The sequence below is a fragment of the Streptomyces venezuelae ATCC 10712 genome (assembly GCF_008639165.1).
Taxonomy (GTDB): domain Bacteria; phylum Actinomycetota; class Actinomycetes; order Streptomycetales; family Streptomycetaceae; genus Streptomyces; species Streptomyces venezuelae.
In genome coordinates, this window is the sequence record NZ_CP029197.1 from 7,724,042 (window position 1) to 7,748,806 (window position 24,765).

Consider the following 24,765-nt stretch of genomic DNA (forward strand, 5'->3'; position numbering starts at 1 on the left):
GCCGTCACCGCCCGCCACGCACCTCCAGGGAAAGGCCACTTCGTACGATGTTTGACGTCGAGTCGGACCGGAAGCCCACCTCCGGCCTCCCCGTCACCGGCGGGCAATCCGGCATCTGGCTGGCCCAGCAGATCGAACCGGACAGCTCCGCCTACAACATCGTCTTCGCGCTCCACGTCCGCGGCGCCGTCGACCTCGACCGGCTCGCCGCCGCCGTCCGCGGCGCCGTCGAAGAGGCCGAGTGCCTGCACGTACAGGTCGTTCCCGGCCCCGACGGACCACGCCAGAGCCCGCACCCCCGCCCCGTCGACATCACCGTCGTCGACCTGCGCGACGCCGCCGACCCCGACGACGACGCCGCCGCGTGGATCGCGGCCGACCGCGAGCGGCCCGTCGACCTCGCCCGCGCCCCGCTCTTCGGCCACGCCCTGCTGCGACTCGCCGACGACCGCGTCGTCTGGTCCCAGCGCTACCACCACATCCTCGTCGACGGCATGGGCGTCGCCCTCATCACCCGCCGGGCGGGCGAGCTGTACACCGCGGGCGAGGGGACCGCCGGGTCGGACGGGACCGGCACGCGGACGGCCGAGACGGCCGCGACCGCCCCCCGTGACTGGTCCCTCTCCCGGCTCGTCGCCGCCGACCACGCCTACCGCGCCTCCGAGCGGCACACCGCCGACCGCGCCTGGTGGCTGGAGCGGATGGCCGGCCGCACCGAACCCGTCCGGCTCGTCGACCGCGCCCAGACCCCCATGACCCGACGCCTCCGGCGGACCACCGACCTCGCCCCGGCCACCGTCGAGCGCCTCGACACGGCCGCCAGGGCCTCGGGCGTGCGCCCCTCCCGGGTCCTGCTCGCGGCCGTCGCCGCCTATCTGCACCGCGTCAGCGGAGAACAGGACCTCGTCCTCGGGCTGCCGGTCACCGCCCGGGACGACGAGGTCTCCGCCGGTGTCCCCGGCATGGTCTCGAACATCGTCCCGCTCCGCCTCGACGTCCGCCCCGGCACCACCGGCGCCGCCCTCGTCGCCCAGGTGCGCGACACCGTCGCCGGAGCCCTCGCCCACGGCCGCTACCGCGCCGAGGACCTCGCCAGGGAACTGGGCCTCGTCGACGGCGTACCGGAACTCGTCGGCCCGACCGTCAACATCCTGCCCCGCTCCGAGGACCTGAACTTCGCCGGCCACGAGGCCGAACTGCGCCCCGAATGGCTCGGCCCGGTCAGCGACCTCGCGTTCAGCTTCGCCGAGGGCCCGGGCGGCCGGGGCCACACCGTCCACCTCGACGCGGACGCCGCGATCTGCGACGCGGACACCCTCGCCGCCCACGAGCGCCGCTTCCTCGCCCTCCTCGACGCCTTCACCGAGGACCCCGACCGCCCCGTCGGCCGCATCGAGCTCACCTCCGCCCCCGAACGCGCCCGTCTCCTCGACGAGTTCGGCACCGCGCCCCGCGAGGTGCCCGAGCTGTCCTGGCCGGCCGCGTTCGAGCGGCAGGTCCGCCGCAGCCCCCAGGCCGTCGCACTCGTCTGCGAGGACCGGGAGCTCACGTACACCGAACTCGACGAGGCCGCCGACCGCCTCGCCCAACTGCTGCGCACCCGGGGCGTCGGCGCCGAGGACGTGGTCGGCGTGGCACTGCCCCGCTCGCCCGAACTCGTGGTGGCCCTGCTCGCCGTGATGAAGGCCGGAGCCGCCTATCTGCCGCTGGACGCGGACCATCCGCGGGACCGCATCGCCTACATGCTGACCGACGCCGGCGCGCGCACCGTCGTCACCGTCCACGCCCTCGCGGGCGAGCTCCCCGAGACGGCGGGCGTCGGCCGGCTGCTGCTGGACGACCCCGCCACCGCGGCCGCCCTGGCCGCCACCGCGCCCGCCCGCCCGGGCCCGCCGGTCGCCCTCGACCAGGCCGCCTACGTCATCTACACCTCGGGATCGACCGGCCGCCCCAAGGGCGTCGTCGTCTCGCACGACGGCGTCGGCAGCCTCATCGCCACCGCCACCGACCGGATCGGCATCACCGCCGAGAGCCGCGTCGTGCAGTTCGCCTCCGTCGGCTTCGACGTGACGGTCTGGGACCTGATCATGTCGCTGTGCGTCGGCGGCCGGATCATCGTCGTGCCCGCCGAGCGCCGCGTCGCAGGACCCGCGCTCACCGAGTACATCGCGCACCACCGCGCCACCCACATGATCCTGCCCCCCTCGCTGGTCTCCGCGCTGCCGCAGGAGTGCGAACTCCCGCACGGAGCCGTGCTCGTGGTCGGCACCGAGGCGGTCCCGAGCGAACTGATCGCCCGCTGGGACGGCCGGCTCCGGGTGGTCGTCGCCTACGGACTCACCGAGGCCACCGTCAACTCCACCCTCTGGCTCGCCGACCCCGACCGGCCGGGCCCCGCCCCCATCGGCCGCCCCGACCCCAACACCCGCGCCTACGTCCTCGACACGGCGCTGCGGCCCGTCCCCGTCGGCACCGAGGGCGAGCTGTACGTCTCCGGGCGCGGCCTCGCCCGCGGCTACCTGGGCCGCGAGGCGCTGACCTCGGAGCGCTTCGTCGCCGATCCGTACGGACCTCCCGGCACCCGGATGTACCGCACCGGCGACCGGGTCCGCTGGGGCGCCGACGGCAACCTCGAGTTCCTCGGCCGCGCCGACGGCCAGATCAAGATCCGGGGCCACCGCGTGGAGCCCGGCGAGATCGAGAGCGCCTTCATGGCCTGCGAGGGCATCGCCCAGGCCGCCGTCCTCGCCCGCGAGGACCACCGGCGGGTGAAGCGCCTCGTCGCCTACCTGGTCCCGGAGGGGGAGACCGGCGGTGACGCGGCGGTGACCGCCGCCCGCGCGCGGGTGACGGACACGCTCCCCGACCACATGGTGCCCTCGGCGGTCGTCGTCCTCGACGGCCCGCTGCCGCTGACCCCCAACGGCAAGCTCGACGCCAAGGCCCTGCCCGAGCCCCGCTGGACCTCCCTCACCGGCACCGACACCCCCGGCACCCCGACGGAGACCGCCCTCGCCGCGCTGTTCGCCGAGGTCCTCGGGCTGCCTGCGGTCGGCGTCCACGACAGCTTCTTCGAGCTGGGCGGCGACAGCATCGTCGCCATCCAGCTGGTGAACCGGGCCCGCGAGGCCGGGATCGGGATCACCCCGCGCGACGTCTTCCGCAACCGGACCGTGGCGGCCCTCGCCAGGGCCGCGGGAGAGCCCGCCGCCGCCCCGGCACGCCCGGCCGTCGCGCTCGATCCGGACGCCCTGCCCGTCTCCCCGCTCCAGGAAGGCTTCTTCTTCCACGCCCGGTTCGACACCGAGGCCGCCGACCTCTACCTCGTCCAGGAACTCCTCGACCTCGAAGCGCCCGTCGACCCCGACCGCCTCCGGCGCGCGCTCCAGCTCCTCCTGGACCGGCACCCGCTGATGCGCGCCTCCTTCCGCCAGCTGCCCGGCGGCGAGGTCGTCCAGCGGCTCGCCGACCACGTCACCCTCCCGTGGCTGGAGGCCGACACCGCCGAGGCCGCCCTGCACGACATCCTCCGCGCCGACCGCGCCGAACCGTTCGACCTCGGCCGGCCGCCGCTGCTGCGCGCCACCCTCGTCCGGGACGGCCGGCGCCACCGGCTGCTGCTCACCCTGCACCACATCGTCGCCGACGGCTGGTCGGTCGCCGTGCTGCTCCGCGAGCTGACCGCCGCCTACCGGGGCGCCGGACTCCCGCAGCCGGCGGCCCCGGAGCCGTACCTCTCCTGGCTCGCGCACCGCGACCGCGACGCCGCGCGCGAGGCGTGGCGGCAGGCGCTCGCCGGCGTCGAAGGACCCACCCGCCTCCCCGCCCTCACCGACCACGGGGGCGCGGCCGGGGCACCCGCCCGCCCCGAGCACGTCGACACCCGCCTGCCCCAGGAGCTCACCGAGGCCCTGACCGGGTACGCCAGGACCCACGGCCTCACCCTCAGCAGCGTCTTCCACGGCGTCTGGGGGCTGCTCCTCGGTGGCCTCACCGGAAGCCGGGACGTCCTCTTCGGCACGACCGTGTCCGGGCGGACCACGGAGGTCGCGGGGCTCGACACGGCCGTCGGCCTGTTCATCAACACCGTCCCCGCCCGGGTGACCCTCCGTCCCGAGGAGACGCTCACCGAGCTGCTCCGCCGCGTCCAGGACGAGCACGCCGCGCTCCTCGACCACCAGCACCTCGGCCTCGCCGACATCCAGCGGACCGCCGGCGGCGGCGAACTCTTCGACACGCTCGTGGTCTTCGAGAACTACCCGAGCGGCGGGGACACGGGCTCCGAGGGCCCGCTGTTCACCGGCGCCGAGGTGTACGACGCCGTCCACTACCCGCTCGCGCTCGTCGTCGAGCCCGCCGACGCCGGACTGCTGCTCCGGTTCAAGCACGACGCCGCCCGGCTCGACCAGGTGACCGTTGCCGTCCTCGCCAACCGGTTCACCGCCCTGCTGCGCACCGTGGCCGCCGAGCCCGGCCGGCTCGTGGCCCGGACGGACCTGCTGTCCGCTCGCGAGCGCGAGCACCTCGCCGAGCTCAACGCCACCGCCCACCCCGTCCCCGAGGACGCGACGCTGGCCTCGCTCTTCGCGGCCCAGGCGGCCCGGACGCCGCACGCCCCCGCCGTCGTCTTCGCGGACACCACCCTCAGCTACGCCGAACTCGACCGCCGGGCCGCGGAGTTGGCGCGACGGCTGCGCGTGCGGGGCGCGGGCCCCGAGGAGTACGTGGCCGTCGCCGTCCCCCGCTCGGCCGAGCTGATGGTCGCGCTGCTCGCCGTCCACAAGGCGGGCGCCGCCTACCTGCCCGTCGACCTCGACTACCCCGCCGACCGGGTGGCGTTCATGCTGGCCGACTCGGGCGCGCGGCTCGTCGTGACGACCACCGCGGCCGCCGGCCGGCTGCCCGCCGTACCGGACCTCGCCCAGGTCGTGATCGGCGCGGCCGACGAGGAGAGCACCGGCGCGGCCGACGAGGAGAGCACCGCTCCCGACGTCCCCGTCCGGGCCGCCGGACCCGACCACCCCGCCTACCTCATCTACACCTCCGGCTCCACCGGCCGCCCCAAGGGCGTCGCCGTCACCCACCGGGCCGTCGTCAACCGGCTCGCGTGGATGCAGGGCGCGTACGGGCTGACCGCCGACGACCGGGTCCTGCAGAAGACCCCGTCAAGCTTCGACGTGTCGGTGTGGGAGTTCTTCTGGGCGCTGACCGAGGGCGCCACCGTCGTCCTCGCCCGCCCCGACGGCCACCGGGACCCCGAGTACCTCGCCGGACTCATCGCCGGACAGGCCGTCACCACCGTCCACTTCGTCCCCTCGATGCTGGCCGCGTTCGTCCAGGTCATGGAAGCCGCCCCGGACGCCCCCGACTGGACGGCGAGCCTGCGCAGGGTGTTCTGCAGCGGGGAGGCGCTCACCGGCGCCGACGCCCGCCGCTGGTGGGAGCTGACCGCCCGCTCCGGCCGCGCCCCCGTGCCGCTGCACAACCTGTACGGCCCCACCGAGGCGGCCGTCGACGTCACCTCCTTCCCCTACGAGGGCGGCACCGAGCCGGCCGTACCCATCGGCCGGCCCGTGTGGAACACCCGGCTGCACGTCCTCGACCCCTTCCTGCGCCCGGTCCCGGACGGCGTGCCCGGCGAGCTGTACCTCGCGGGCGTCCAGCTGGCCCGCGCCTACCACGACCGGCCCGGGCTCACCGCCGAACGGTTCGTCGCCGACCCGGCCGGGGCGCCGGGGGAGCGCATGTACCGCACCGGTGACTTGGTGCGCCGCCGCGCCGACGGGGCCGTCGAGTACCTCGGCCGCACCGACCGCCAGGTCAAGATCCGCGGCAACCGCGTCGAACTCGGCGAGATCGAGACCGCCCTCGCCGCGCTCCCCGGCGTGGCCCGGGCGGCCGTGACCGTCCGCGACGGGGCCCTCGTCGGCTACGCCGTCCCGGCGCCCGGAGCCGCCCCCACGGGTGAGGACCTGCACGCCGCGCTCGGCGGGACGCTGCCCGCCGCGATGGTGCCGAGCGCCGTCGTCGTCCTCGCCGAACTGCCGCTGACGCCCAGCGGAAAGCTCGACCAGAACGCCCTGCCCGCACCCCGGCCCGCTCCCCGGGCCGCCGGCCGGGCGCCGCGCGACGACCGCGAGCGCGCCCTCTGCGAGATCTTCGGCAGCGTCCTCGGCGTCGACGGAGCCGGCGTCGACGACGACTTCTTCATGCTCGGCGGCGACAGCCTCAGCTCGATCACCGTCGCCACCCGCGCCCGGGAGCGAGGCCTCCCGCTCAGCCCCCGCGACGTGTTCGAGCACCGGACCCCGGCCGCCCTGGCCGCCGCCGCGCCGCCCGCCGCGGCCACCGAAGCACCCCCGACACCCGACACACCCGAGGTACCCGTGCACTCCGACGGCGTGACCGTCTCCGCCTCCGACGCCGGGCAGGCAGCCGCCGCCCTCCAGGCCGTCCTCGCGCTCCAGCAGCAGTCCGGCGCCGCCGTCGACCCCGCCCTCCAGGCCCTGCTCGACCAGCTCACCGCCGCTACGCCGCCGGCCGAGGACGCCCCGCCGCCCTCCGACCCCGCGCCGCTCGGCGGACCCGAGCTCACCCCCGAGGAGACCGCCCGCGTCCACGCCGTCGCCGGTCTCCCCGTCGTCGACGTCTGGCCGCTCTCCCCGCTCCAGGAGGGCATGTACTTCCACGCCACCTACGACGCGGGAGACGCCCTCGACGTCTACCAGTCCCAGGAGACCCTGGACCTCGACCGCCGGATCGACGCCGACCGGCTGCGCGCCGCCTGCCGGACCCTCCTCGACCGCAACACCGGCCTGCGCGCCGGGTTCACCAGCGACGGCCTGTCCCGTCCCGTGCAGTACATCGTGGACGGCGCCGAGATCCCGCTCGTCGAGGCCGACCTCTCCGGGCTCTCCGCCGAGGAGCAGCGCACCCGCACGGAGGAGCTCCTCGCCGCCGACCGCAGGCAGCGCTTCGACCTGACCGCCGCGCCGCTCTGCCGGCTCCTCCTCGTCCGCCTCGGCGACGGCCGGGACAAGCTGGTCGTCACCCACCACCTGATCCTCTGGGACGGCTGGTCCGCCTGGCTGTTCCTGGAGGAGCTGTTCACCCTGTACGAGCGGGCCGGCGACCCGACGGGGCTGCCGCTGCCCGGCTCGTACCGCGACCACCTGGCCTGGCTGGAGGCGCAGGACACCACCGCCGCACTCGACGCCTGGCGCGGGGCCCTCGCCGGCTTCGACGAACCGACCCTGCTCGCCCCGTCCGGCCGCGACACCGGCCCGGTCATCCCGGTGGACTTCGACGCCCTCCTCACCCAGGAGGCCGGCGACCGGCTCCGCACCGCCGCCCGCCGGCACGGACTCACCCTGAACACGGTCCTCAACGCGGCCTGGGCCCTGGTCCTGTCCGCCCTGACGGGCCGCGCCGACGTCGCCTTCGGCACGGCCGTCGCCGGACGCCCGGCGGACGTCCCGAACGTCGCCGGCATCATCGGCATGTTCCTCAACACGATCCCCGCCCGGGTCGCCTTCGGCGCCGACGAGCCGCTGCTCGCCCTGCTGCGCCGGATGCAGTCCGAGCGCACCGCCGTCATGCCGTACGAGCACGTCGGCCTCGGCACCCTCCAGCAGGAATCCGGCCACCGCCGCCTCTTCGACACCCTCTTCGTGCTCCGCTCGGCCGACGGCGAGGACCGGGCCGCCGCCCTCCGCGAACGCCACGGCATCACCGCCGTGTCCAACGTGGACGGCACCCACTTCCCGCTCACCCTCATCGTCACCCCCGGAGCCCGGCTGAAGGTCACCCTGGCCGCCCGGCCCGACCTGTTCGACGCCGACGCCGCCGGCACGATCCTCGCCCGGTTCACCACCGTCCTCGACCGGCTCGGCGAGATCCTCGCGGGGCCGGCCGCCGACACCGCCAGGACCGTCGGCGTGGACCTGCTCCTCCCGGCGGAGCGCGCCGCGCTGGCCACCGCCGCCGCGTCGGGCCGCGAACCCGTGCCCGACGAGACCGTCGCCGACATGCTCACCGCCCAGGTGGCCCGTACCCCCGACGCCGTCGCGCTGGTCTTCGGCGAGCGCTCCCTCACGTACGCCGAACTCGACGCGCAGGTCAACCGGCTGGCCCGGCTGCTGCTCGCCCGCGGCGCCGGACCGGAGAAGGTCGTGGCGCTCGCGCTGCCCCGGTCCATCGAGATGGTCGCCGCGCTGTTCGCCGTACTGCGGACCGGCGCCGCGTACCTGCCGCTCGACCTCGACCACCCGGCCGACCGGCTGCGGCTGATGGCCGAGGACACCGGACCGCTCTGCCTGGTGTCGACGACCGCCGTCGCCCCCACGCTGCGCCGCGAGGACGGCCCCGTCGCCCCCGAACTCCTCCTCGACGACGAGGCCGTGCTCGCCGAACTCGCCGCGCTGTCCGGCGACGGGATCACCGACGCCGAGCGCCCCGCGTTCGCCCACGGGGTGCCGGACCGCCTGGAGTTCCCCGCGTACGTCATCTACACCTCGGGCTCCACCGGCCGCCCCAAGGGCGTCGTCACCCCCTACCGGGGACTGACCAACATGCAGCTCAACCACCAGAAGGAGATCTTCGATCCGGCCATCGCCTCGGCCGGCGGCCGCCGCCTGCGCATCGCGCACACCGTCTCCTTCGCCTTCGACATGTCGTGGGAGGAACTGCTCTGGCTGGTCGAGGGCCATGAGGTCCACGTCTGCGACGAGGAACTCCGCCGCGACGCCGAGGCCCTCGTCGCCTACTGCGACGAGCACCGCGTCGACGTCGTCAACGTGACGCCCACCTACGCCCAGCTCCTCATCGAGGAAGGCCTCCTCGACCGGGACGAGGCCGCGGGCAGGCACCGGCCCGCGCTCGTCCTGCTCGGCGGCGAGGCCGTCTCCGACACCGTCTGGACGCAGTTGCGCCGCACCGAGGGCACTTACGGCTACAACCTCTACGGCCCGACCGAGTACACGATCAACACCCTCGGCGGCTCCACCACCGAGAGCGCCACGCCCACCGTCGGCCGGCCCATCCGCAACACCCGCGCCCACGTCCTCGACGCGATGCTCCGCCCGGTCCCCCCGGGCTGCCCCGGCGAGCTGTACATCGCGGGCACCGGCCTCGCCCGCGGCTACCACGACCGGGCCGCGCTGACCGCCGAACGGTTCGTCGCCGACCCGTTCGGCGAGCCCGGCGAGCGCATGTACCGCACCGGCGACCTCGTACGGCAGCGGCCCGACGGGCTGCTCGACTTCCTCGGCCGCACCGACGACCAGGTCAAGATCCGCGGCTACCGCGTCGAACTCGGCGAGATCACCGCGGCCCTATCCGACCACCCCGAGGTCGCTCACGCCGCCGTCGTCGTCCACGAGACCGCGGGAACGAAGCGGCTCGTCGGCTACGTCGTCCGCGAGGAGTGGGCGGGCGCCGACGCCGAACTCGTCCAGCGGCTCCGCGAGCACCTCAAGGCGGCCCTGCCCGACTACATGGTCCCGGCCGCCCTGGTCCCCGTCGACACCCTGCCGCTGACCGTCAACGGCAAGCTGGACGTGAAGGCGCTGCCCGCCCCCGACCTCACCGGCACCGGCGCGAGCCGCGCCCCCCGCACCCCGGCGGAGGAGACCCTGTGCGGGCTCTTCGCCGAGGTCCTCGGACTGCCCCCGGGCGGCGTCGGCATCGACAGCGACTTCTTCGACCTCGGCGGACACTCGCTCCTCGCCACCCGGCTCGTCAGCCGGGCGCGCACCGCGCTCGACGCCGAACTCGCGATCCGCGACCTGTTCGAGGCGCCCACCGTCGCCGAACTCGTCGAGCGCGCCACCGCCACGCGCGGCGCCGCCCGCCCCGCGCTCGTCGCCGCCGAGCGCCCCGACGAACTGCCCCTCTCACACGCCCAGCAGCGGCTCTGGGTCATCCAGCAGATCGAATGCACCTCCGCCGCGTACAACTTCCCGCTCGTCATGCGGCTCAGCGGCACCTTCGACCGGGAGGCGTGGAGCGCCGCCCTCGCCGATGTGACCGACCGTCACGAGGCCCTGCGGACCCTGTTCGCCGAGCGCGACGGCCAGGCCCACCAGCGCGTCCTGCCCGCCGGCTCGGCCGCCCCCGTCGTCGAGCACCTGCGCGCCACCGAGGACGAGATCCCCGGCATCGTGGACGCCGCCGTCCTGCGGCCCTTCGACCTCGCCACCGAACTGCCCCTGCGGGCCACGGTCGTGGAGCTCGCCCCGCAGGAGCACGTCGTCGTGCTCCTCCTCCACCACATCACCACCGACGAGTGGTCCGACCGCCCCTTCCTGCGGGACCTCACCACCGCGTACACCGCCCGCCTCGACGGCACCGCACCCGACTGGGAGCCGCTGCCCGTCCAGTACGCCGACTACGCCCTGTGGCAGCAGCGGCTGCTGGGCGACCCGGCCGACCCCGGGAGCCTCGCCGCCCGCCAGCTGGACCACTGGAGCACCGTCCTGGCCGGCGCCCCCGAGGAACTCGAACTGCCCACCGACCGGCCCCGGCCCGCCCGCCCGGCGTTCACCGGCGCCGAACTCGACCTCACCTTCGACCCCGCCGTCCACGAGGGCCTGCGCCGCCTCGCCCGCGACACCGGCGCCAGCATGTTCATGGCCGTGCACGCCGCCGTGGCCGCCCTCCTCCACCGGCTCGGGGCGGGCACCGACATCCCGCTCGGCGCGCCCATCGCCGGACGGGGCGACGAGGCGCTCGACGAGCTCGTCGGCTTCTTCGTCAACACCCTGGTGCTCCGTACCGACCTCGGCGGCGACCCCAGCTTCACCGAACTCCTCCGCCGGGTCAGGGAGACCGACCTCGCCGCCTTCTCCCACGCGGACGTGCCCTTCGAGTCCGTCGTGGAGAAGCTCAACCCGACCCGCTCCCTCTCCCGCAACCCGCTGTTCCAGGTCATGGTCGGCCACCACGCCCGTACCGACGAGGCGCTGCGGCTCCCCGGCCTCCGGGCCGCGTACCTCCCGCACCGCATCGGCACCGCCAAGTTCGACCTCGTCTTCAGCTTCACCGAGCACACCTCGGCCGACGGCTCCGGCGACTCCCTCGGCTGCCGCATCGAGTACGCCACCGAACTCTTCGACCGGGAGACCGCCGAGCGCATCGGCGACCGCCTGAACCGGCTCCTCGGCGCGCTCGTCGCCGCCCCCGACCGGCCGCTGTCCGAGGCCGCCGTCCTCACCGAGGAGGAGCGGCGCCTCGTCCTCGAAGGCTTCAACGGGCAGCCCCGCGAGGTCGACGAGGAGACCCTGCCGGCCCTCTTCGCCCGCCGGGTGGCCGAGCGCCCCGACGCGGTCGCCGTCGTCGACCGCTCCCGCTCGGTGACGTACGCCCAGCTCGACGCCCGCGCCAACCGCCTCGCCCGGCTGCTCGCCGCCCGGGGCGTCGGCGCCGAGAGCGTCGTCGGCGTGGCCGTACCCCGCTCGGTGGACATGATCGCCACGGTCCTCGCCGCCCTGAAGCTGGGCGCCGCGTTCCTGCCGCTCGACCTCGTCCACCCCGGCGACCGCCTCACCTACATGATCGAGAACTCCGGAGCCGCCGTCGTGGTCGGCACCGAACCCGTCGCCGGGAAGATCCCCGAGACCGCGGGCGTCCCGGTGCTCCTGCTCGACGCCCCCGACACCGCCGCCGCCCTGGCCGCCCTGCCCGACACCGCGCCGCCCGGCGGTCCCGTCGGCCTCGACCAGGCCGCGTACGTGATCTACACCTCCGGCTCGACCGGCCGCCCCAAGGGCGTCGTCGTGCCGCACGAGGGCATCGCCAGCCTGGTCGCCACCGCCGTCGACCGGATGGGCCTGGAACACGACAGCCGGGTCCTCCAGTTCGCCTCCATCGGCTTCGACGTCTTCGCCTTCGAACTGGCCATGGCGCTCTGCCACGGCGGACGGCTCGTCCTCGTCACCGACGAGGCCCGCGTCGCCGGACCGGCCCTCACCGACTTCCTGGCGGACCAGCGGATCACCCACATGATCCTCCCGCCGTCGCTGGTGTCCGCGCTGCCGCCCGGCTGCCGCCTCCCCGAGGGCTCGACCGTCCTGGTCGGCACCGAGACCGTGCCGCCGGACCTCTTCGAACGCTTCGGCGCCACCGCGCACCTGATCTGCGCGTACGGACTCACCGAGGCGACCGTCAACTCGACCCTCTGGCCCGCCCGCGAGCACGGCGGCCGCGCCACCGGCCGGGTCCCCATCGGCCGCCCGGACCCCAACACCCGCTGCTACGTCCTCGACGCCCACCTGCGGCCCGTGCCGCCCGGCGTGGCCGGCGAACTGTACGTGGCCGGGCGCGGCCTCGCCCGGGGCTACCTCGGACAGGCCGGGCTCACCTCGGAACGCTTCGTCGCCGACCCGTACGGAGCCCCCGGCAGCCGCATGTACCGCACCGGCGACCGGGCCCGCTGGCGCGCCGACGGAAACCTCGACTTCCTCGGCCGGGTCGACACCCAGGTCAAGATCCGCGGCTTCCGCATCGAACTCGGCGAGATCGAGGCCGCCCTCGCCGGGCACCCCACGGTCGCCCAGGCCGCCGTGCTGCCCGACCGCGACGGCGACATCGTCCGCCTCGTCGGCTACGCCGTCCCCGAACCCGGCGCGGACCCCGGACTCGACCCGCAGGAACTCCGCGCCCACGTCGCCGCGCGACTGCCCGAGTACATGGTCCCCGCCCTCGTCGTCCCGCTCGACGGCCCGCTGCCGCTCACCCCGAACGGCAAGCTGGACCACAAGGCGCTGCCCGCGCCCGAGTGGTCGGCGATGACCGGCGACGCCGCACCCGCCACCGAGACACAGGCGCGGATCGCGGAGCTGTTCTGCGAGATCCTCAAGCTGGACGCCGTCGGCGTCCACGACAGCTTCTTCGCCCTCGGCGGCCACTCCATGGCCTCCATGCGGCTGCTCGGCCGCATCCGCGCCGAGTTCGGCGTCGAACTCAGCATCCGTGACGTCTTCGACGCGCTGACCGTCGCCGGCATCGCGGGCAAGCTCGACGGCGCGAGCGCCGCACGGCCCGCCCTGCGCCCGGCCGAACCCGGCGCTGAGGGCCCGGAGCCCCTGGCGGCGCCCGTGCAGCAGTGGCAGTGGCAGGCGTACCGGCGCGGCCCCGGCTTCGACCACGCCCTCGTCCTGCGCTCGCCGGGCGGCCTCGACGCCGACGCGCTCGCCGCGGCACTGGGCGATGTGACCACCCGTCACGAACCGCTCCGCACCGCCTTCACCGAACGCGACGGCACCCTGGCCCACCGGCCCGTCGAGGCCCCCCGGCTGGTGGTGGAGGACTGCGCCGACCTGGACGCCCGGCTCGCCGAACTCGCCGCCGGCGCACCGGACCTGGAGCAGGAGGCCCCGCTGCGGGCCACGCTCCTCACCGGCGCCGACGGCGCCCAGGCCCTGCTCCTCACCCCGCACTACCTCGCCGTCGACGAGTGGTCCGTGGTCCCGCTCTTCCGCGACCTCACCACCGCCTACCGCGAGCGCACCGCGGGCCGGGCCCCCGACTGGCAGCCGCTCCCGGTGCGTTACGCCGACTACGCCCGCTGGGCACGCGAGATCCTCGGCGACCCCGCCGACCCGGAGAGCCGCGGCGCCAGGCAACTCGCCTACTGGCGACAGACGCTGGCCGACGCGCCGCGCGAACTGAACCTGCCCGCCGAGGCGCTCACCGTCCAGCCCGCCCAGCGCGGCCGACAGGCCGCCGGCCTCGTCGAGTTCGTCCTCGACGAGCGCCTGCACGCCGACGTCGACCGGCTCGCCCGCGCCACCGGCACCAGCATGTTCATGGTGCTGCACGCGGCCCTCGCCGCGCTGCTCACCGCCCACGGCGCGGGCACCGACCTGCCGATCGGCACCATGGTCGCCGGACGCACCGACGACCAGCTCGCCGATCTCGTCGGCTGCTTCTTCAACACCGTCCTGCTGCGCACCGACACGGCGGGCGACCCCACCTTCGCGGAGCTCCTGACCCGGGTGCGGGAGACCACGCTGAGCGCCCTCGACCGGCAGGACGTGCCCTTCGACGAGGTGGTCGAGGCGGCCGGCCTGCGGCCCGAGGGCCCCCAGGTGATGGTGATCCACCACGAACAGGCCGACCTGGAGCACCTGGAGGGCGGCGTCGGCGACCTCGTCGCCGTGCCGACCGGATCCACCCGGGCCGAACTGACCCTCAGCTTCCACGAACCCCGGGGCGAGGGACCGGTGCACTGCGGACTGATCCACGCGACGGAGCGGCTCGGCGCGGCGAAGGCCCGCCGGCTCGCCGAGGAGCTCCAGACCCTGCTGCGCACCGTGACGGACGACTCCGAACAGCACCTGTCCGAGCTGTTCGGCGTGACACACAAGAGGAGTGAGAACGCATGAGCACCAACCCGTTCGAGGACCCGCAGGGCCGCTTCCTGGTTCTGGTCAACGACGAGAACCAGCACTCGCTGTGGCCCTCCTTCGCCGAGGTCCCCGCCGGGTGGCGGACCGTCTTCGGCGAGGACACCCGGGAAGGGTGCCTGGCCTACGTCGAGTCCCACTGGACCGACCTCCGCCCGGCGAGCCTGGCCGCCCTCCAGGACTGACCGCCCGCCCGCACGACGGCCGCCGCCCGCGAGGGGAACTCCCCTTGCGGGCGGCGGCCGTTCGTCGGACGGCGAGGTCCGGGGGAGGCCTCAGACGGTCGGCGCGACCGGGAGGCCCGCGTCGGCGTCCGCGTCCGTCGCCGGCCGCGGCACCTTCTCGCCGGGCTCGCGGCGGCTGTCGGACCAGGCGGCCCACAGGTCGGCGTACCGGCCGCCGGCCGCCACCAGCTCCTCGTGGGTGCCGGTCTCCACCACCCGGCCCTGATCGAGCACGACCACCCGGTCGGCGGCCGCGGCCTGCGGCAGCCGGTGCGCCACGAGCAGCCCCGTGCGCCCTTCGAGGGCCCGCGCTGCCGCGTCCTCCAGGACCCGGGCGCCGGCGCTGCCCGCGTCGGCGGTCGCCTCGTCGAGGATCGCGATCGGCGGGTCCGCCAGCACGAGCCGTGCCAGGGCGAGGTGCTGCGCCTGGGTGACCGTCAGCCGGTGCCCACCCTCGCCGACCACCGTGGCGAGGCCGTCGGGCAGCGCCTTCGCCCAGTCCAGGGCCCCGACCCGGTCGAGCGCCGCGTGCAGCTCCTCGTCGCCGGCCTCCGGCCGGGCGAGCCGCAGGTCGTCCGCGAGGGTCCCGGCGAAGACATGCACCTCCTGGCTGATGAGCGCCACCGCGCGGCGGACCCCGGCCGGTCCCAGCTCACGGGCGTCGACCCCGCCGAGCGCGACGGAGCCACCGGTGGGGCTGTGGACGCCGGCGATCAGCTTGGCCAGGGTGGTCTTGCCGGCCCCGCTTGCGCCCACGAGCGCCACGCGTTCCCCGCCGCGCACCCGGAGGTCGACCTCGTGCAGGACCGGGGCCCCTGAGCCGTACGCGTGGCTGAGCGCGGTCACCTCGACGGAGCCGTCCGCGAGGGCCCGGTGCCCGCCGTCCGCCCCCTCGGCGGGGAGGTTCGACACGCCGACCAGGCGCGCGAAGCTCGCCCCCGCCGACTGGGCGTCGTCAAGCAGGTACAGCGTGGCGTTGATCGGGTTGAAGAGGCTGTGGAAGTACAGCGCGGCCGCCGTGGCCGTACCGATGCTGACCGCACCCCGGTCGACCAGGACGAACCCGGTGCCGAGCATCGCGGCGAGCCCGATGAACTCGGCGAGGTTGAGCCGGGAGAAGAAGCCGGTGACGATGTGGATGCCCCGCAGGCCCAGGTCGCGGGCCGCCTCGGAGCGCTTCTCCAGGAGGCCGGCGTGGGTGCCGTTCAGCCGGAAGGCACGGACGGTCCGGACCCCGCCGACGCTGTCGAGCAGCTGGTGCTGCAACGCCCCGGTGGCGACCCGGTGTTCGCGGTAGACGGGCGCGGCGCGGCGCAGGTACCAGCGCACCGAGAGCACCTGGACCGGCGCGGCGAGCAGCGCCGCGAGGAGGAAGCGCCAGTCCAGCACGGCGAGTCCGGCGAAGGTGAGCGCGATCGTGAGGGCGGAGCGGCTGAACTCGGGCAGCGCCTGGCGCACCGACTTGCCGATCACCGTCACGTCGCTGGTGACCCGGGAGACCAGGTCGCCGGAACCGGCCGCCTCGACGCGGTCGAGCGGCAGCCGCAGGGCCCGCTCGATGAACTGCTCGCGCAGGGTGGCCAGTACGGTCTCGCCGAGCCGTGCCACCAGGGTGCTGCCGACGGCGGCGGCGCCGCCGCGGGCCACCGCGACGACGACCAGCAGGGTCAGCGGGAGGGTGAGCGCGGACGCGCCGCGGTGCTCCACCACCAGGTCGACGATGTGCCCGAGCAGGGGAGCGGTCAGCAGTCCGATGGCGGTCCCGCCGGCCAGGACGGCGAACGCGGCCACGGTGAGCAGCCGGTGGCCGTGCAGCATGCCGCGGAGCGCGGCGAGCGACTCGGCGCCGGTGGCCGTGGGCAGCAGCTGCCGGTCGGGGGCCCGCTCGGGGCTGGTCGCGCTCATGGTCGGGTCCGTCCCTCTTCCGTGTCCTTCGGCCGTGTCGGTCCGGCCGTCCGGCCTGGTGTCCTCGGTGAGCGTCATGCCAGCACCGCCGCCCGGTAGGTCGCGTCGGCCGCGAGGAGTTCGGTGTGGTGGCCGGCGGCCCGTACGGCGCCGTCCTCCAGGACCACCACCCGGTCGGTCACCGCGAGCAGCGCGGGGCTGGTGGTGACGAGGATCGTGGTGCGGTCCCGTCGGATCTCGCGCAGCCGCGCGGCGATCCGCGATTCGGTGACGGTGTCCACCGCCGTGGTCGGGTCGTGCAGCACGAGGACCGGCCGTTCGGCGGCGAGCGCGCGGGCGAGGGCGACGCGCTGGCGCTGGCCGCCGGAGAGGGAGCGGCCGCGTTCGGCGAGGAGGGTGTCGCCGCCCTCGGGGAGGAGCCGGGCGACCTCGTCGGCCGCCGAGGCCCGCAGGGCCCGCTCGACGGGTGCCGGGTCGTCCGGGGCCGTGTCCCCGGCCCCGGCCCGTACGTTGTCGAGCAGCGTGCTCTCGAACAGGTCGGCGTCGTGGTGGGCGACGAGCACCGCACGGCGCAGCGCGTCGGGGTCGAGCGAGGTCAAGGGGGTGCCGTCGAGTTCGATCGTCCCCTCGGCCGGGTCCGCCTCGCGGGCGAGGCAGACGAGCAGGTCGGCGGCGGCGGCCGGGTCCCGGGTGACGACCCCGGTGAGGCTGCCGGCCGGGAGGTCGAGGTCGACGCCGCGGAGTGCGCCGAGCGACACCCCGCGCAGGGCGAGCCGGCCCGCCGGCCGGTCTGCGGGCGCGTCCTTCCCGGTCCCGACGGTGACGGGGGAGGCGAGCACCTCGGCGATCCGCCTGGCCGAGGCCCGGCCCTGGGCGAGTTCGGCGTTCACGTAGGTGAGCAGCTGGAACGGGCCGAGGAGGAACTGCGCCAGGCCGACGGCGGCCACCAGGTCGCCGACGCTGATGCTGCCGTCCATCGCGAGGTACGCCCCCACCACGGCGATGACGGCGATGAAGACGCCGGTCAGCGCGAGCACCGCGCCCTCGTGGCCGGCCCGGCTGCGGGCGGCGCGCAGGGCGGCGGACAGCGAGTCCTGGCTGGTGGTGCGGTAGCGGGCCACGGCCGCGGACTCGGCGCCCATGCCCTTGAGGACGCGCAGTCCCGAGACGAGGTCGGCGGCGACGCCGGAGGCGTGGGCGGCCCGCTCCTGCTCGGTCTCGCTGCGCCGTTCGAGGGGGCGGCTGATGCGGTGTCCGAGCCAGAGCAGCGGCGGGATGCCGAGCAGGACGAGCAGTCCGAGCGGGACCGAGATCCGGAGCAGTGCGATCGCGCTGATCACCAGGGCGGCGACGGCGGACACCCCGTAGGCGATGACGGTGGCCACCGAGCCGACGCGCCGGGCGTCGTTGGTGGCGATGCTGGTGAGCGCGCCCGGGAGCCGGTCGGCGTCCGCCCCGCCCCGGGGGTCGAGGACCCGCGCGGCGAGGTCGAGCCGGAGGCGGTGCGCGGCGAGTTCGCCGCTGCCCTCGGTGATCCGGGCGCTGGTGCGATAGCAGGTCGAAAGGACCAGGAAGAGTACGGCGAGGACGATCAGGAGGCGCAGCAGCGCCGCGGAGGAGCCGGTCGCGACCGCCGTGTCGATGGTGGCGCCGATGACCACCGGCACCAGGGCCTCGCAGCCCTGGTGGGTCATACCGAGCAGGGATGCCGCGATCACTCGGCGGCGTTGTCCTCTGATCGCCTGGCGGAGGACAACTCCCCCCGTCGGTCCGCCCGTTGGCATGAGACTCCTTCACGGAGGTAGATGGCAGGTTAGGTAAGCCTACTCTGACCGGACGGCGTGTCGGGGTGGTCCGGGCGGAGTTCCGGACGGTCCCCGCGCGGGTCCTGTTCAGCGCGTTGACCGCTGGATGCGGTTCGGTTAGCCTCACCTAAGTCGTGCCCCGTCGGTTCCGTATGCCGCGGGCTCCCGCCCGTACGACCGTGGGGTTTCGCCGTACACCTGAACCGCCGCCAGGGGGAGTTGTCGTTGTCCGTCGAATCCCGGGCGGTGTCGGGACCGCAGACCGCGGCCGCGGAGAAGCCCGCAGCGTCCGCCGCGGCGCCGCGCACCGGCCGCGCGGGCGCCGCGTACCGGGGCTTAGGCCTGGTCCTCGCCCTCGCCGCACTCGTCCTGATCGGACTCCTCAGCGTCTGGGTGGGCACCCGGGGCATCCCCTTCACCGCCACCTGGCACGCCCTGTGGAACCCCGACGGCTCCGAGACCTCGGTCATCATCCACGACTACCGCATCCCCCGCACCCTCCTCGGCATCCTCGTCGGCGCCGCCCTCGGCCTCGCCGGCGCCCTCATGCAGGCCCTCACGCGCAACCCCCTCGCCGACCCCGGCATGCTCGGCGTCAACCTCGGCGCCTCCGCCGGAGTCGTCGTCGCCATCGCCTTCTTCGGCGTCGCGGCCCCGCTCGGGTACGTGTGGTTCGCACTCGCCGGCGCCGCCGCCGCGTCCACCGGCGTCTACGTCCTCGGCTCCTCCGGACGGAAGATCGCCTCCCCCGAACGGCTCGTCGTCGCCGGGGCCGCCGTGACCGCCGTCCTGTACGCCTTCAACTGGGCCGTCCTGCTGCTCGATCCCAGGGCCTTCGACCAGTTCCGCTTCTGGACCGTCGGCTCGCTCGCCGGCCGCTACGGCGACATCGTCCTGATGGCCCTGCCGTTCATCGCCGTCGGCCTCGTCCTCGCCCTCGTCCTCGCCCCCTCGCTCAACGCCCTCGCCATGGGCGACCAGATGGGCCGCGCGCTCGGCGTCAACGTCCCCAGGACCCGCGCCCTCGGCGCCGTCGCCGTGATGCTGCTCTGCGGGGCCGCCACCGCCGCCGCAGGACCCATCGGCTTCGTCGGCCTCGCCGTACCGCACATCGCCCGCTTCGTCGTCGGCCCCGACCAGCGCTGGGTGTTCGCCTACTCCATGCTGATCGCCCCCGTCCTCCTCCTCGGCTCCGACGTCCTCGGCCGGGTCCTCGGCGCCCCCGGCGAGGTGCAGGTCGGCATCGTCACCGCCTTCATCGGCGCCCCCCTCTTCATCGCCCTGTGCCGCCGCCGGAAGCTGGTCATGCTGTGAGCGCCGTACGGGAGGCGCAGACCTCCCCGCCCGACCCGGCCCCCCGAACCGCCACCGACCGGCCCCGGGTCGTCACCGGCCGGGCCGTCCGCACCCGCTCCGGCGCCCTCTCCCTGCTCGTACGGAGCCGTACCCTCGCCGTCACCGCGGCCCTGCTCCTCGCGCTGCTCACCGTCGCGGCCGTCACCCTCACCACCGGCGACTTCGACCTGTCCGTCGCAGAGGTCCTCCGGGCACTCACCGGCGAGGGCAGCGGCATCGCCGACTTCGTCGTCAACACCCTGCGCATGCCCCGCCTCGTGACCGCGCTCTGCGTCGGCGCCGCCCTCGCCGTGAGCGGCGCCATCCTCCAGAGCATCACCGGCAACCCCCTGGGCAGCCCCGACATCATCGGCTTCACCAACGGCTCCGCCGTCGGCGCCCTCGTCGTCATCGTCGTGATCCACGGCAGCATGACCCAGATCGCGATCGGCGCGCTGGTCGGCGGCCTCGCCACCGCCCTCGCCGTCCACCTCCTCATGCTCGGCCGCGGCATTCAGGGCTTCCGCCTCGTCGTCGTCGGCATCGGCGTCAGCGCCCTGCTCCTCGCCGTCAACTCGTACCTCATCACCAGGGCCACCTTCCAGGAGGCCCTCGAAGCACAGTCCTGGCTGATCGGCAGCCTCGGCAACCGGCTCTGGACGCACGCCCACGCCATCGGGATCGCCGTCGCCGTCCTGCTGCCCCTGGCCTTCTTCCTCTCCCGCCGGCTCTCCATGGTCGAGATGGGCGACACCACCGCCACGGCCCTCGGCGTCGACGTGGCCCGCACCCGCGTGATCCTCCTCGTGATCAGCGTCGCCCTGGCCGCCTTCGCCACCGCCGTCACCGGACCCATCTGGTTCATCGCCCTCGCCGCGCCCCAGGTCGCCCGCAAGCTCACCGGCTCCGGACCCGCGCTGCTGCCGTCCGCCCTCATGGGCGCGGTCATGCTCGCCCTCAGCGACCTCGCCGTGCAGCGCCTCTTCGCCCCCGCGCTGCTCCCGGTCGGCACGGCGACCGGCTGCGTCGGCGGCCTCTACCTCATCTGGCTACTGGTCACCGAGTCGCGAAAGAGCCGCGCATGACAGCAACGAACCCGCAGGGGCCCCGGCTGCGCGCCGAGAACCTCACCCTCTCCTACGACCAGCGGACGGTCGCGACCGGCCTCGGCGTCGAGATCCCCGACCACTCCTTCACGGTCATCATCGGCCCCAACGCCTGCGGCAAGTCCACCCTGCTCACCGCGCTCGCCCGCATGCTGAAACCGAAGGCCGGCCAGGTCTACCTCGACGGCGCGGCCATCGCCTCGTACCGCAGCCGCGAGGTCGCCCGCCGCCTCGGCCTGCTCCCGCAGTCCTCCACCGCCCCCGGCGGCATCACCGTCGGCGACCTCGTCGCCCGCGGCCGCTACCCCCACCAGGGCATGCTGAAGCAGTGGTCCGTCGAGGACGAGGCCGCCGTCGTCGACGCCATGCGCCGCACCGGCGTACTCGACCTCGCGGACCGGCCCGTCGACGACCTGTCCGGCGGCCAGCGCCAGCGCGTCTGGCTCTCCATGGTCCTCGCCCAGCAGACCTCCATCCTGCTGCTCGACGAACCGACCACCTACCTCGACATCGCCCACCAGGTCGAAGTCCTCGACCTGTGCGCCGCCCTCCACGCCCAGCAGGGCCACACGGTCGTCGCCGTCCTCCACGACCTCAACCAGGCCTGCCGGTACGCCACCCACCTCATCGTCATGCGCCCCGGCGGCACCATCGCCGCCGAGGGCGCCCCGTCGACCGTCATGACCGCGGAACTCGTCGAGGACGTCTTCGGCCTGCCCTGCCGGATCATCCCCGACCCCGAGACCGGCACGCCCCTGATGGTGCCGGCCGCCCCCAAGGGGTACGCGGTCGGCCGGGCGGCCACCGAGGACCGCGACACCGTGATGGCCAAGACCCCCTGACGGCCCGGCACCGCACCCGCCCACCACCTCCGACGAGGGGAACGGACTGCCCATGCTCTGTACGAGGCTGACGAACGCGCGCGTCCTCACCATGGACCCCGAACACCCCGTCGCCCACGACGTCGGCATCTGGCGCGGACGGATCGTCGGCCTCGACGCGGCCGTCACCTCGCTGCCCGCCCGCGAAGTCGTCGACCTCCAGGGCGCCACCGTGCTGCCCGGCTTCATCGACAGCCACGTCCACCTCGCCTGGGCGGGCCTCAAGGCGAACACCCCGAGCATCGCCCCCTGCGAGCGCGTCGAGGACGTGCTCGCCGTCATCGCGGAGGCCGCCGCCCGCCCGGCCGCCCCCGGCGCCTGGGTGGACGTCGCCGGGTACGACCAGCGGGCCCTGGGCCGCCACCTCACCGCGGCCGAGATCGACCGGGTCAGCCAGGGCCGCAAGATCTTCCTCATGCACGACTCCGGCCACGCCTGCGTCGTCAACGCCGCCGTCCTCGACCTGCTCCCCGCCGACGTCCCCCACCAGGACGGCTTCCTCGCGGAGAGCGCCATGACCGCCGTACGCCGGCTCCGGCTGCCGTACTCCCAGGAGGAACTCGCCGACGCCATCGAGCGGGCCGGCCGCACCTGCCTCGCCGAGGGCATCACCGCCGCCGCCGAGGCGGGCATCGGCGGCGGCCTCCTCGGCCACAGCCCCGTCGAACTCGGCGCCTACCAACTCCTGCGGGACCATGGCCGACTGCCGCTGCGCGTCCAGCTGATGGCCGCCGGCGACACCCTCCGCCCGCGCGCCGCACACCGCGACGACGGCATCCCGCGCGCCCTCGACCTCGGCCTGCGCACCGGCTTCGGCGACGACTGGCTCTCCCTCGGCGCCCTCAAGATCTACACCGACGGCGGCATGATGGCCCGTACGGCGGCGCTCACCGAGCCGTACGAGGGCATGGACCACACCGGACAGTTCCAGGACGACCCCGAGCGGCTCGCCCAGCTCGTCGTCGACGGCCACCTCGCCGGCTGGCAGCTCGCCGTCCACGCCATCGGGGACCGCGCCGCCGACCTCGCCCTGGACGCCCTGGAGCGGGCCCAGCGGCTGCGGCCCCGCCCGGACGCCCGGCACCGGGTGGAACACGCCGGCCTGATCCGCCCGGACCAGCTGCCGCGCTTCGCCCGGCTCGGCGTCAGCGCCGTGGTCCAGCCCAACTTCCTGCGCTACTTCGGCGACGACTACGCCGACGTCATGGGGGAGCGGCGGGCACCCTGGATGTACCGGGGCCGGGGCTTCCTCGACCACGGCGTCACCCTCGTCGGCAGCTCCGACCGCCCGGTCACGGACGGTTCGCCGCTCCGCGCCGTCCAGTTCATGGTCGAGCGGGCCTCCACCTCCGGCCGGGCGATCGGACCGGACGAGGGCATCACCGTCGACGAGGCCCTGCACGCGTACACGGTGGCCGGCGCGTACGCCTGCCACTGGGACGACAGCGCGGGCAGCCTGACCCCGGGGAAGCGCGCCGACCTGGTGGTCCTCGGGGACGATCCCCGGCGCGTCGACACCTCGCGGATCGGCGACATCGAGGTCGTGGCGACGTACGTGGACGGCCGCACCGGAAAGGCAGGACTGTGACGACCGGAGGGAAAGCCGTGACCCAGGACAACCACCTCGACGCCTTCGCGCCCCTGTGGGAGGCGCCCACCTCGCCGCCCCGCTGGGTGATCTGGCAGCCCGACGCGGACACCATGGTCTTCGACCGCGAACTCAACCTGCCCGTGCACGTCGACGACGCGTCCCTGGAAGAGGTGCTGCGCCGGATGCGCGCGGCCGGCGCACCGGAGAGCGCCGACTACCCCGGCCGGGCCTGCGGATGACGACGGGGGCGGACGGCCCCGCCGTCCGCCCCCCTCCCGCTTGCCGCACCCCGCCGCCGGGCACGGCGGCGACACCTCGGCCCCGCCCCGGCCGTCAGCCGGGACGGCTCGCGTCCAGGATCGCGGGCAGCGCCTCAAGGAGCTCCCCGACCTCACCCTCGGAGACCGTCAGCGCCGGAGCCAGCCGTACGGTCAGGGGCCCGGCGGCCGTCACCAGGAAGCCGGCCTCCTGCGCCGCCGCCTGCACCCGGGCCGTCACCGGCTCCGTCAGCACGACGCCCAACAGCAGCCCTGCGCCCCGTACTTCGGCCACGAGCGGGTGCTTCAGCGCCTCGACGCCCGAGCGCAGCCGCTCGCCCATCCGGGCGGTGTGCTCCAGGAGCCCCTCCGCCACGATGGTGTCGAGCACGGCGGCGCCCGCCGCGCACGCCACCGGATTGCCCCCGAACGTGGACCCGTGCTGGCCCGGACCGAGCAGCTCGGCGGCGGGGCCGAACGCGACCGCGGCACCGATCGGCAGACCACCGCCCAGGCCCTTGGCCAGGGTCACCACGTCCGGGTCGACGCCGTCCTCGGCCTGGTGGGCGAACCAGTGCCCGGTCCGTCCGATCCCCGTCTGCACCTCGTCCAGGACGAGCAGGCTGCCCGCGGCACGGGTGATCGCGCGGGCGGCCCGCAGATACCCGCGGGGCGCGGGGATCACGCCCGCCTCGCCCTGCACCGGTTCGACGAAGACGGCGGCGGTGTCGTCGGAGACGGCCGCCCGCAGCGCTTCGGCGTCCCCGAACGGCACGTGCGTCACCTCGCCGGGCAGCGGCAGGAACGGCTCGCGCTTCGCGGGCTGGCCGGTGAGCGTGAGGGCGCCCATCGTGCGGCCGTGGAAACCGCCCTCCATCGCGACGACCCGGCCGCGCCCGGTCCGGCGGGCGGCCTTGAACGCGGCCTCGGCCGCCTCCGCGCCGGAGTTGCAGAAGAACACCCGCCCCGGCCGCCCGAAGAGCCCGAGCAACCGCTCGGCGAGGGCGACCGGCGGCCCGGCGACGAACAGGTTCGAGACGTGCCCGAGCCGCCCGATCTGATCGGTGACGGCCGCGACCACCGCGGGATGGGCGTGCCCGAGGGTGCTGACCGCGATCCCCCCGGTGAAGTCCGTGTAGACGCGACCGGACTCGTCCCGGACCGTGCACCCCTCACCGCGGACCAGGGCCAGCGGGGGAGTGCCGTACGTGTCCATCATGACGGCCCGCCAGCGGTTGGTGAGCGGCGCGGCGGCG

Annotated in this window: 10 protein-coding genes; 7 read left to right on the forward strand and 3 right to left on the reverse strand. The window is 75.0% G+C overall.

What is annotated here, in order from left to right:
* The first annotated feature begins 47 nt into the window (after positions 1 to 47).
* Entirely contained in the window at positions 48 to 14,384 is a 14,337-nt protein-coding gene (locus DEJ43_RS35295) for a non-ribosomal peptide synthetase (RefSeq protein WP_015038240.1), read from the forward strand.
* On the forward strand, positions 14,381 to 14,590 hold the full coding sequence (locus tag DEJ43_RS35300; protein ID WP_015038241.1) for an MbtH family protein: 210 nt from the start codon (positions 14,381 to 14,383) through the stop codon (positions 14,588 to 14,590). The genes DEJ43_RS35295 and DEJ43_RS35300 overlap by 4 nt, the downstream gene beginning before the upstream one ends.
* 90 nt (positions 14,591 to 14,680) lie before the next feature.
* On the opposite strand, the gene DEJ43_RS35305 is transcribed toward DEJ43_RS35300, so the two are convergent.
* Entirely contained in the window at positions 14,681 to 16,534 is a 1,854-nt protein-coding gene (locus tag DEJ43_RS35305; RefSeq protein WP_051026234.1) for an ABC transporter ATP-binding protein, read from the reverse strand.
* A gap of 74 nt (positions 16,535 to 16,608) precedes the next feature.
* Positions 16,609 to 18,318 carry an ABC transporter ATP-binding protein gene (locus tag DEJ43_RS35310; protein WP_015038243.1) on the reverse strand — a complete coding sequence of 570 codons (1,710 nt, stop codon included), beginning with the start codon at positions 18,316 to 18,318 and terminating at the stop codon, positions 16,609 to 16,611.
* Positions 18,319 to 18,564: 246 nt separating this feature from the next.
* Between DEJ43_RS35310 and DEJ43_RS35315 the strand changes: the two genes are divergently transcribed.
* The 5 genes from DEJ43_RS35315 to DEJ43_RS35335 are packed head-to-tail and all read left to right on the forward strand — an operon-like array spanning position 18,565 to position 23,491.
* A complete protein-coding gene (locus tag DEJ43_RS35315; RefSeq protein WP_181399414.1) occupies positions 18,565 to 19,653 on the forward strand; it encodes a FecCD family ABC transporter permease in 1,089 nt (362 codons plus the stop codon).
* On the forward strand, positions 19,650 to 20,759 hold the full coding sequence (locus DEJ43_RS35320) for a FecCD family ABC transporter permease (RefSeq protein ID WP_015038245.1): 1,110 nt from the start codon (positions 19,650 to 19,652) through the stop codon (positions 20,757 to 20,759). The genes DEJ43_RS35315 and DEJ43_RS35320 overlap by 4 nt, the downstream gene beginning before the upstream one ends.
* A complete protein-coding gene (locus DEJ43_RS35325) occupies positions 20,756 to 21,622 on the forward strand; it encodes an ABC transporter ATP-binding protein (protein WP_015038246.1) in 867 nt (288 codons plus the stop codon). Before DEJ43_RS35320 ends, DEJ43_RS35325 begins: the two co-directional genes overlap by 4 nt.
* A gap of 52 nt (positions 21,623 to 21,674) precedes the next feature.
* A complete protein-coding gene (locus DEJ43_RS35330; protein WP_015038247.1) occupies positions 21,675 to 23,249 on the forward strand; it encodes an amidohydrolase in 1,575 nt (524 codons plus the stop codon).
* Positions 23,250 to 23,266: 17 nt separating this feature from the next.
* A complete protein-coding gene (locus DEJ43_RS35335; protein WP_071892329.1) occupies positions 23,267 to 23,491 on the forward strand; it encodes a hypothetical protein in 225 nt (74 codons plus the stop codon).
* A 94-nt stretch (positions 23,492 to 23,585) separates the two neighbouring features.
* Here DEJ43_RS35335 and DEJ43_RS35340 read toward each other — a convergent pair whose 3' ends face one another.
* Positions 23,586 to 24,728, reverse strand: a complete 1,143-nt coding sequence (locus DEJ43_RS35340) for an acetylornithine transaminase (RefSeq protein WP_051026235.1) — start codon at positions 24,726 to 24,728, stop codon at positions 23,586 to 23,588.
* Positions 24,729 to 24,765 lie beyond the last annotated feature (37 nt).

Excerpts from the sequence above, each read along its gene's own strand:
- DEJ43_RS35340 (WP_051026235.1), bottom strand. The coding sequence starts at position 24,728 with ATGATGGACACGTACGGCACTCCCCCGCTGGCCCTGGTCCGCGGTGAG.
- DEJ43_RS35295 (WP_015038240.1), top strand. The coding sequence starts at position 48 with ATGTTTGACGTCGAGTCGGACCGGAAGCCCACCTCCGGCCTCCCCGTC.
- DEJ43_RS35305 (WP_051026234.1), bottom strand. The coding sequence starts at position 16,534 with ATGAGCGCGACCAGCCCCGAGCGGGCCCCCGACCGGCAGCTGCTGCCC.
- DEJ43_RS35330 (WP_015038247.1), top strand. The coding sequence starts at position 21,675 with ATGCTCTGTACGAGGCTGACGAACGCGCGCGTCCTCACCATGGACCCC.
- DEJ43_RS35325 (WP_015038246.1), top strand. The coding sequence starts at position 20,756 with ATGACAGCAACGAACCCGCAGGGGCCCCGGCTGCGCGCCGAGAACCTC.
- DEJ43_RS35310 (WP_015038243.1), bottom strand. The coding sequence starts at position 18,318 with ATGCCAACGGGCGGACCGACGGGGGGAGTTGTCCTCCGCCAGGCGATC.
- DEJ43_RS35300 (WP_015038241.1), top strand. The coding sequence starts at position 14,381 with ATGAGCACCAACCCGTTCGAGGACCCGCAGGGCCGCTTCCTGGTTCTG.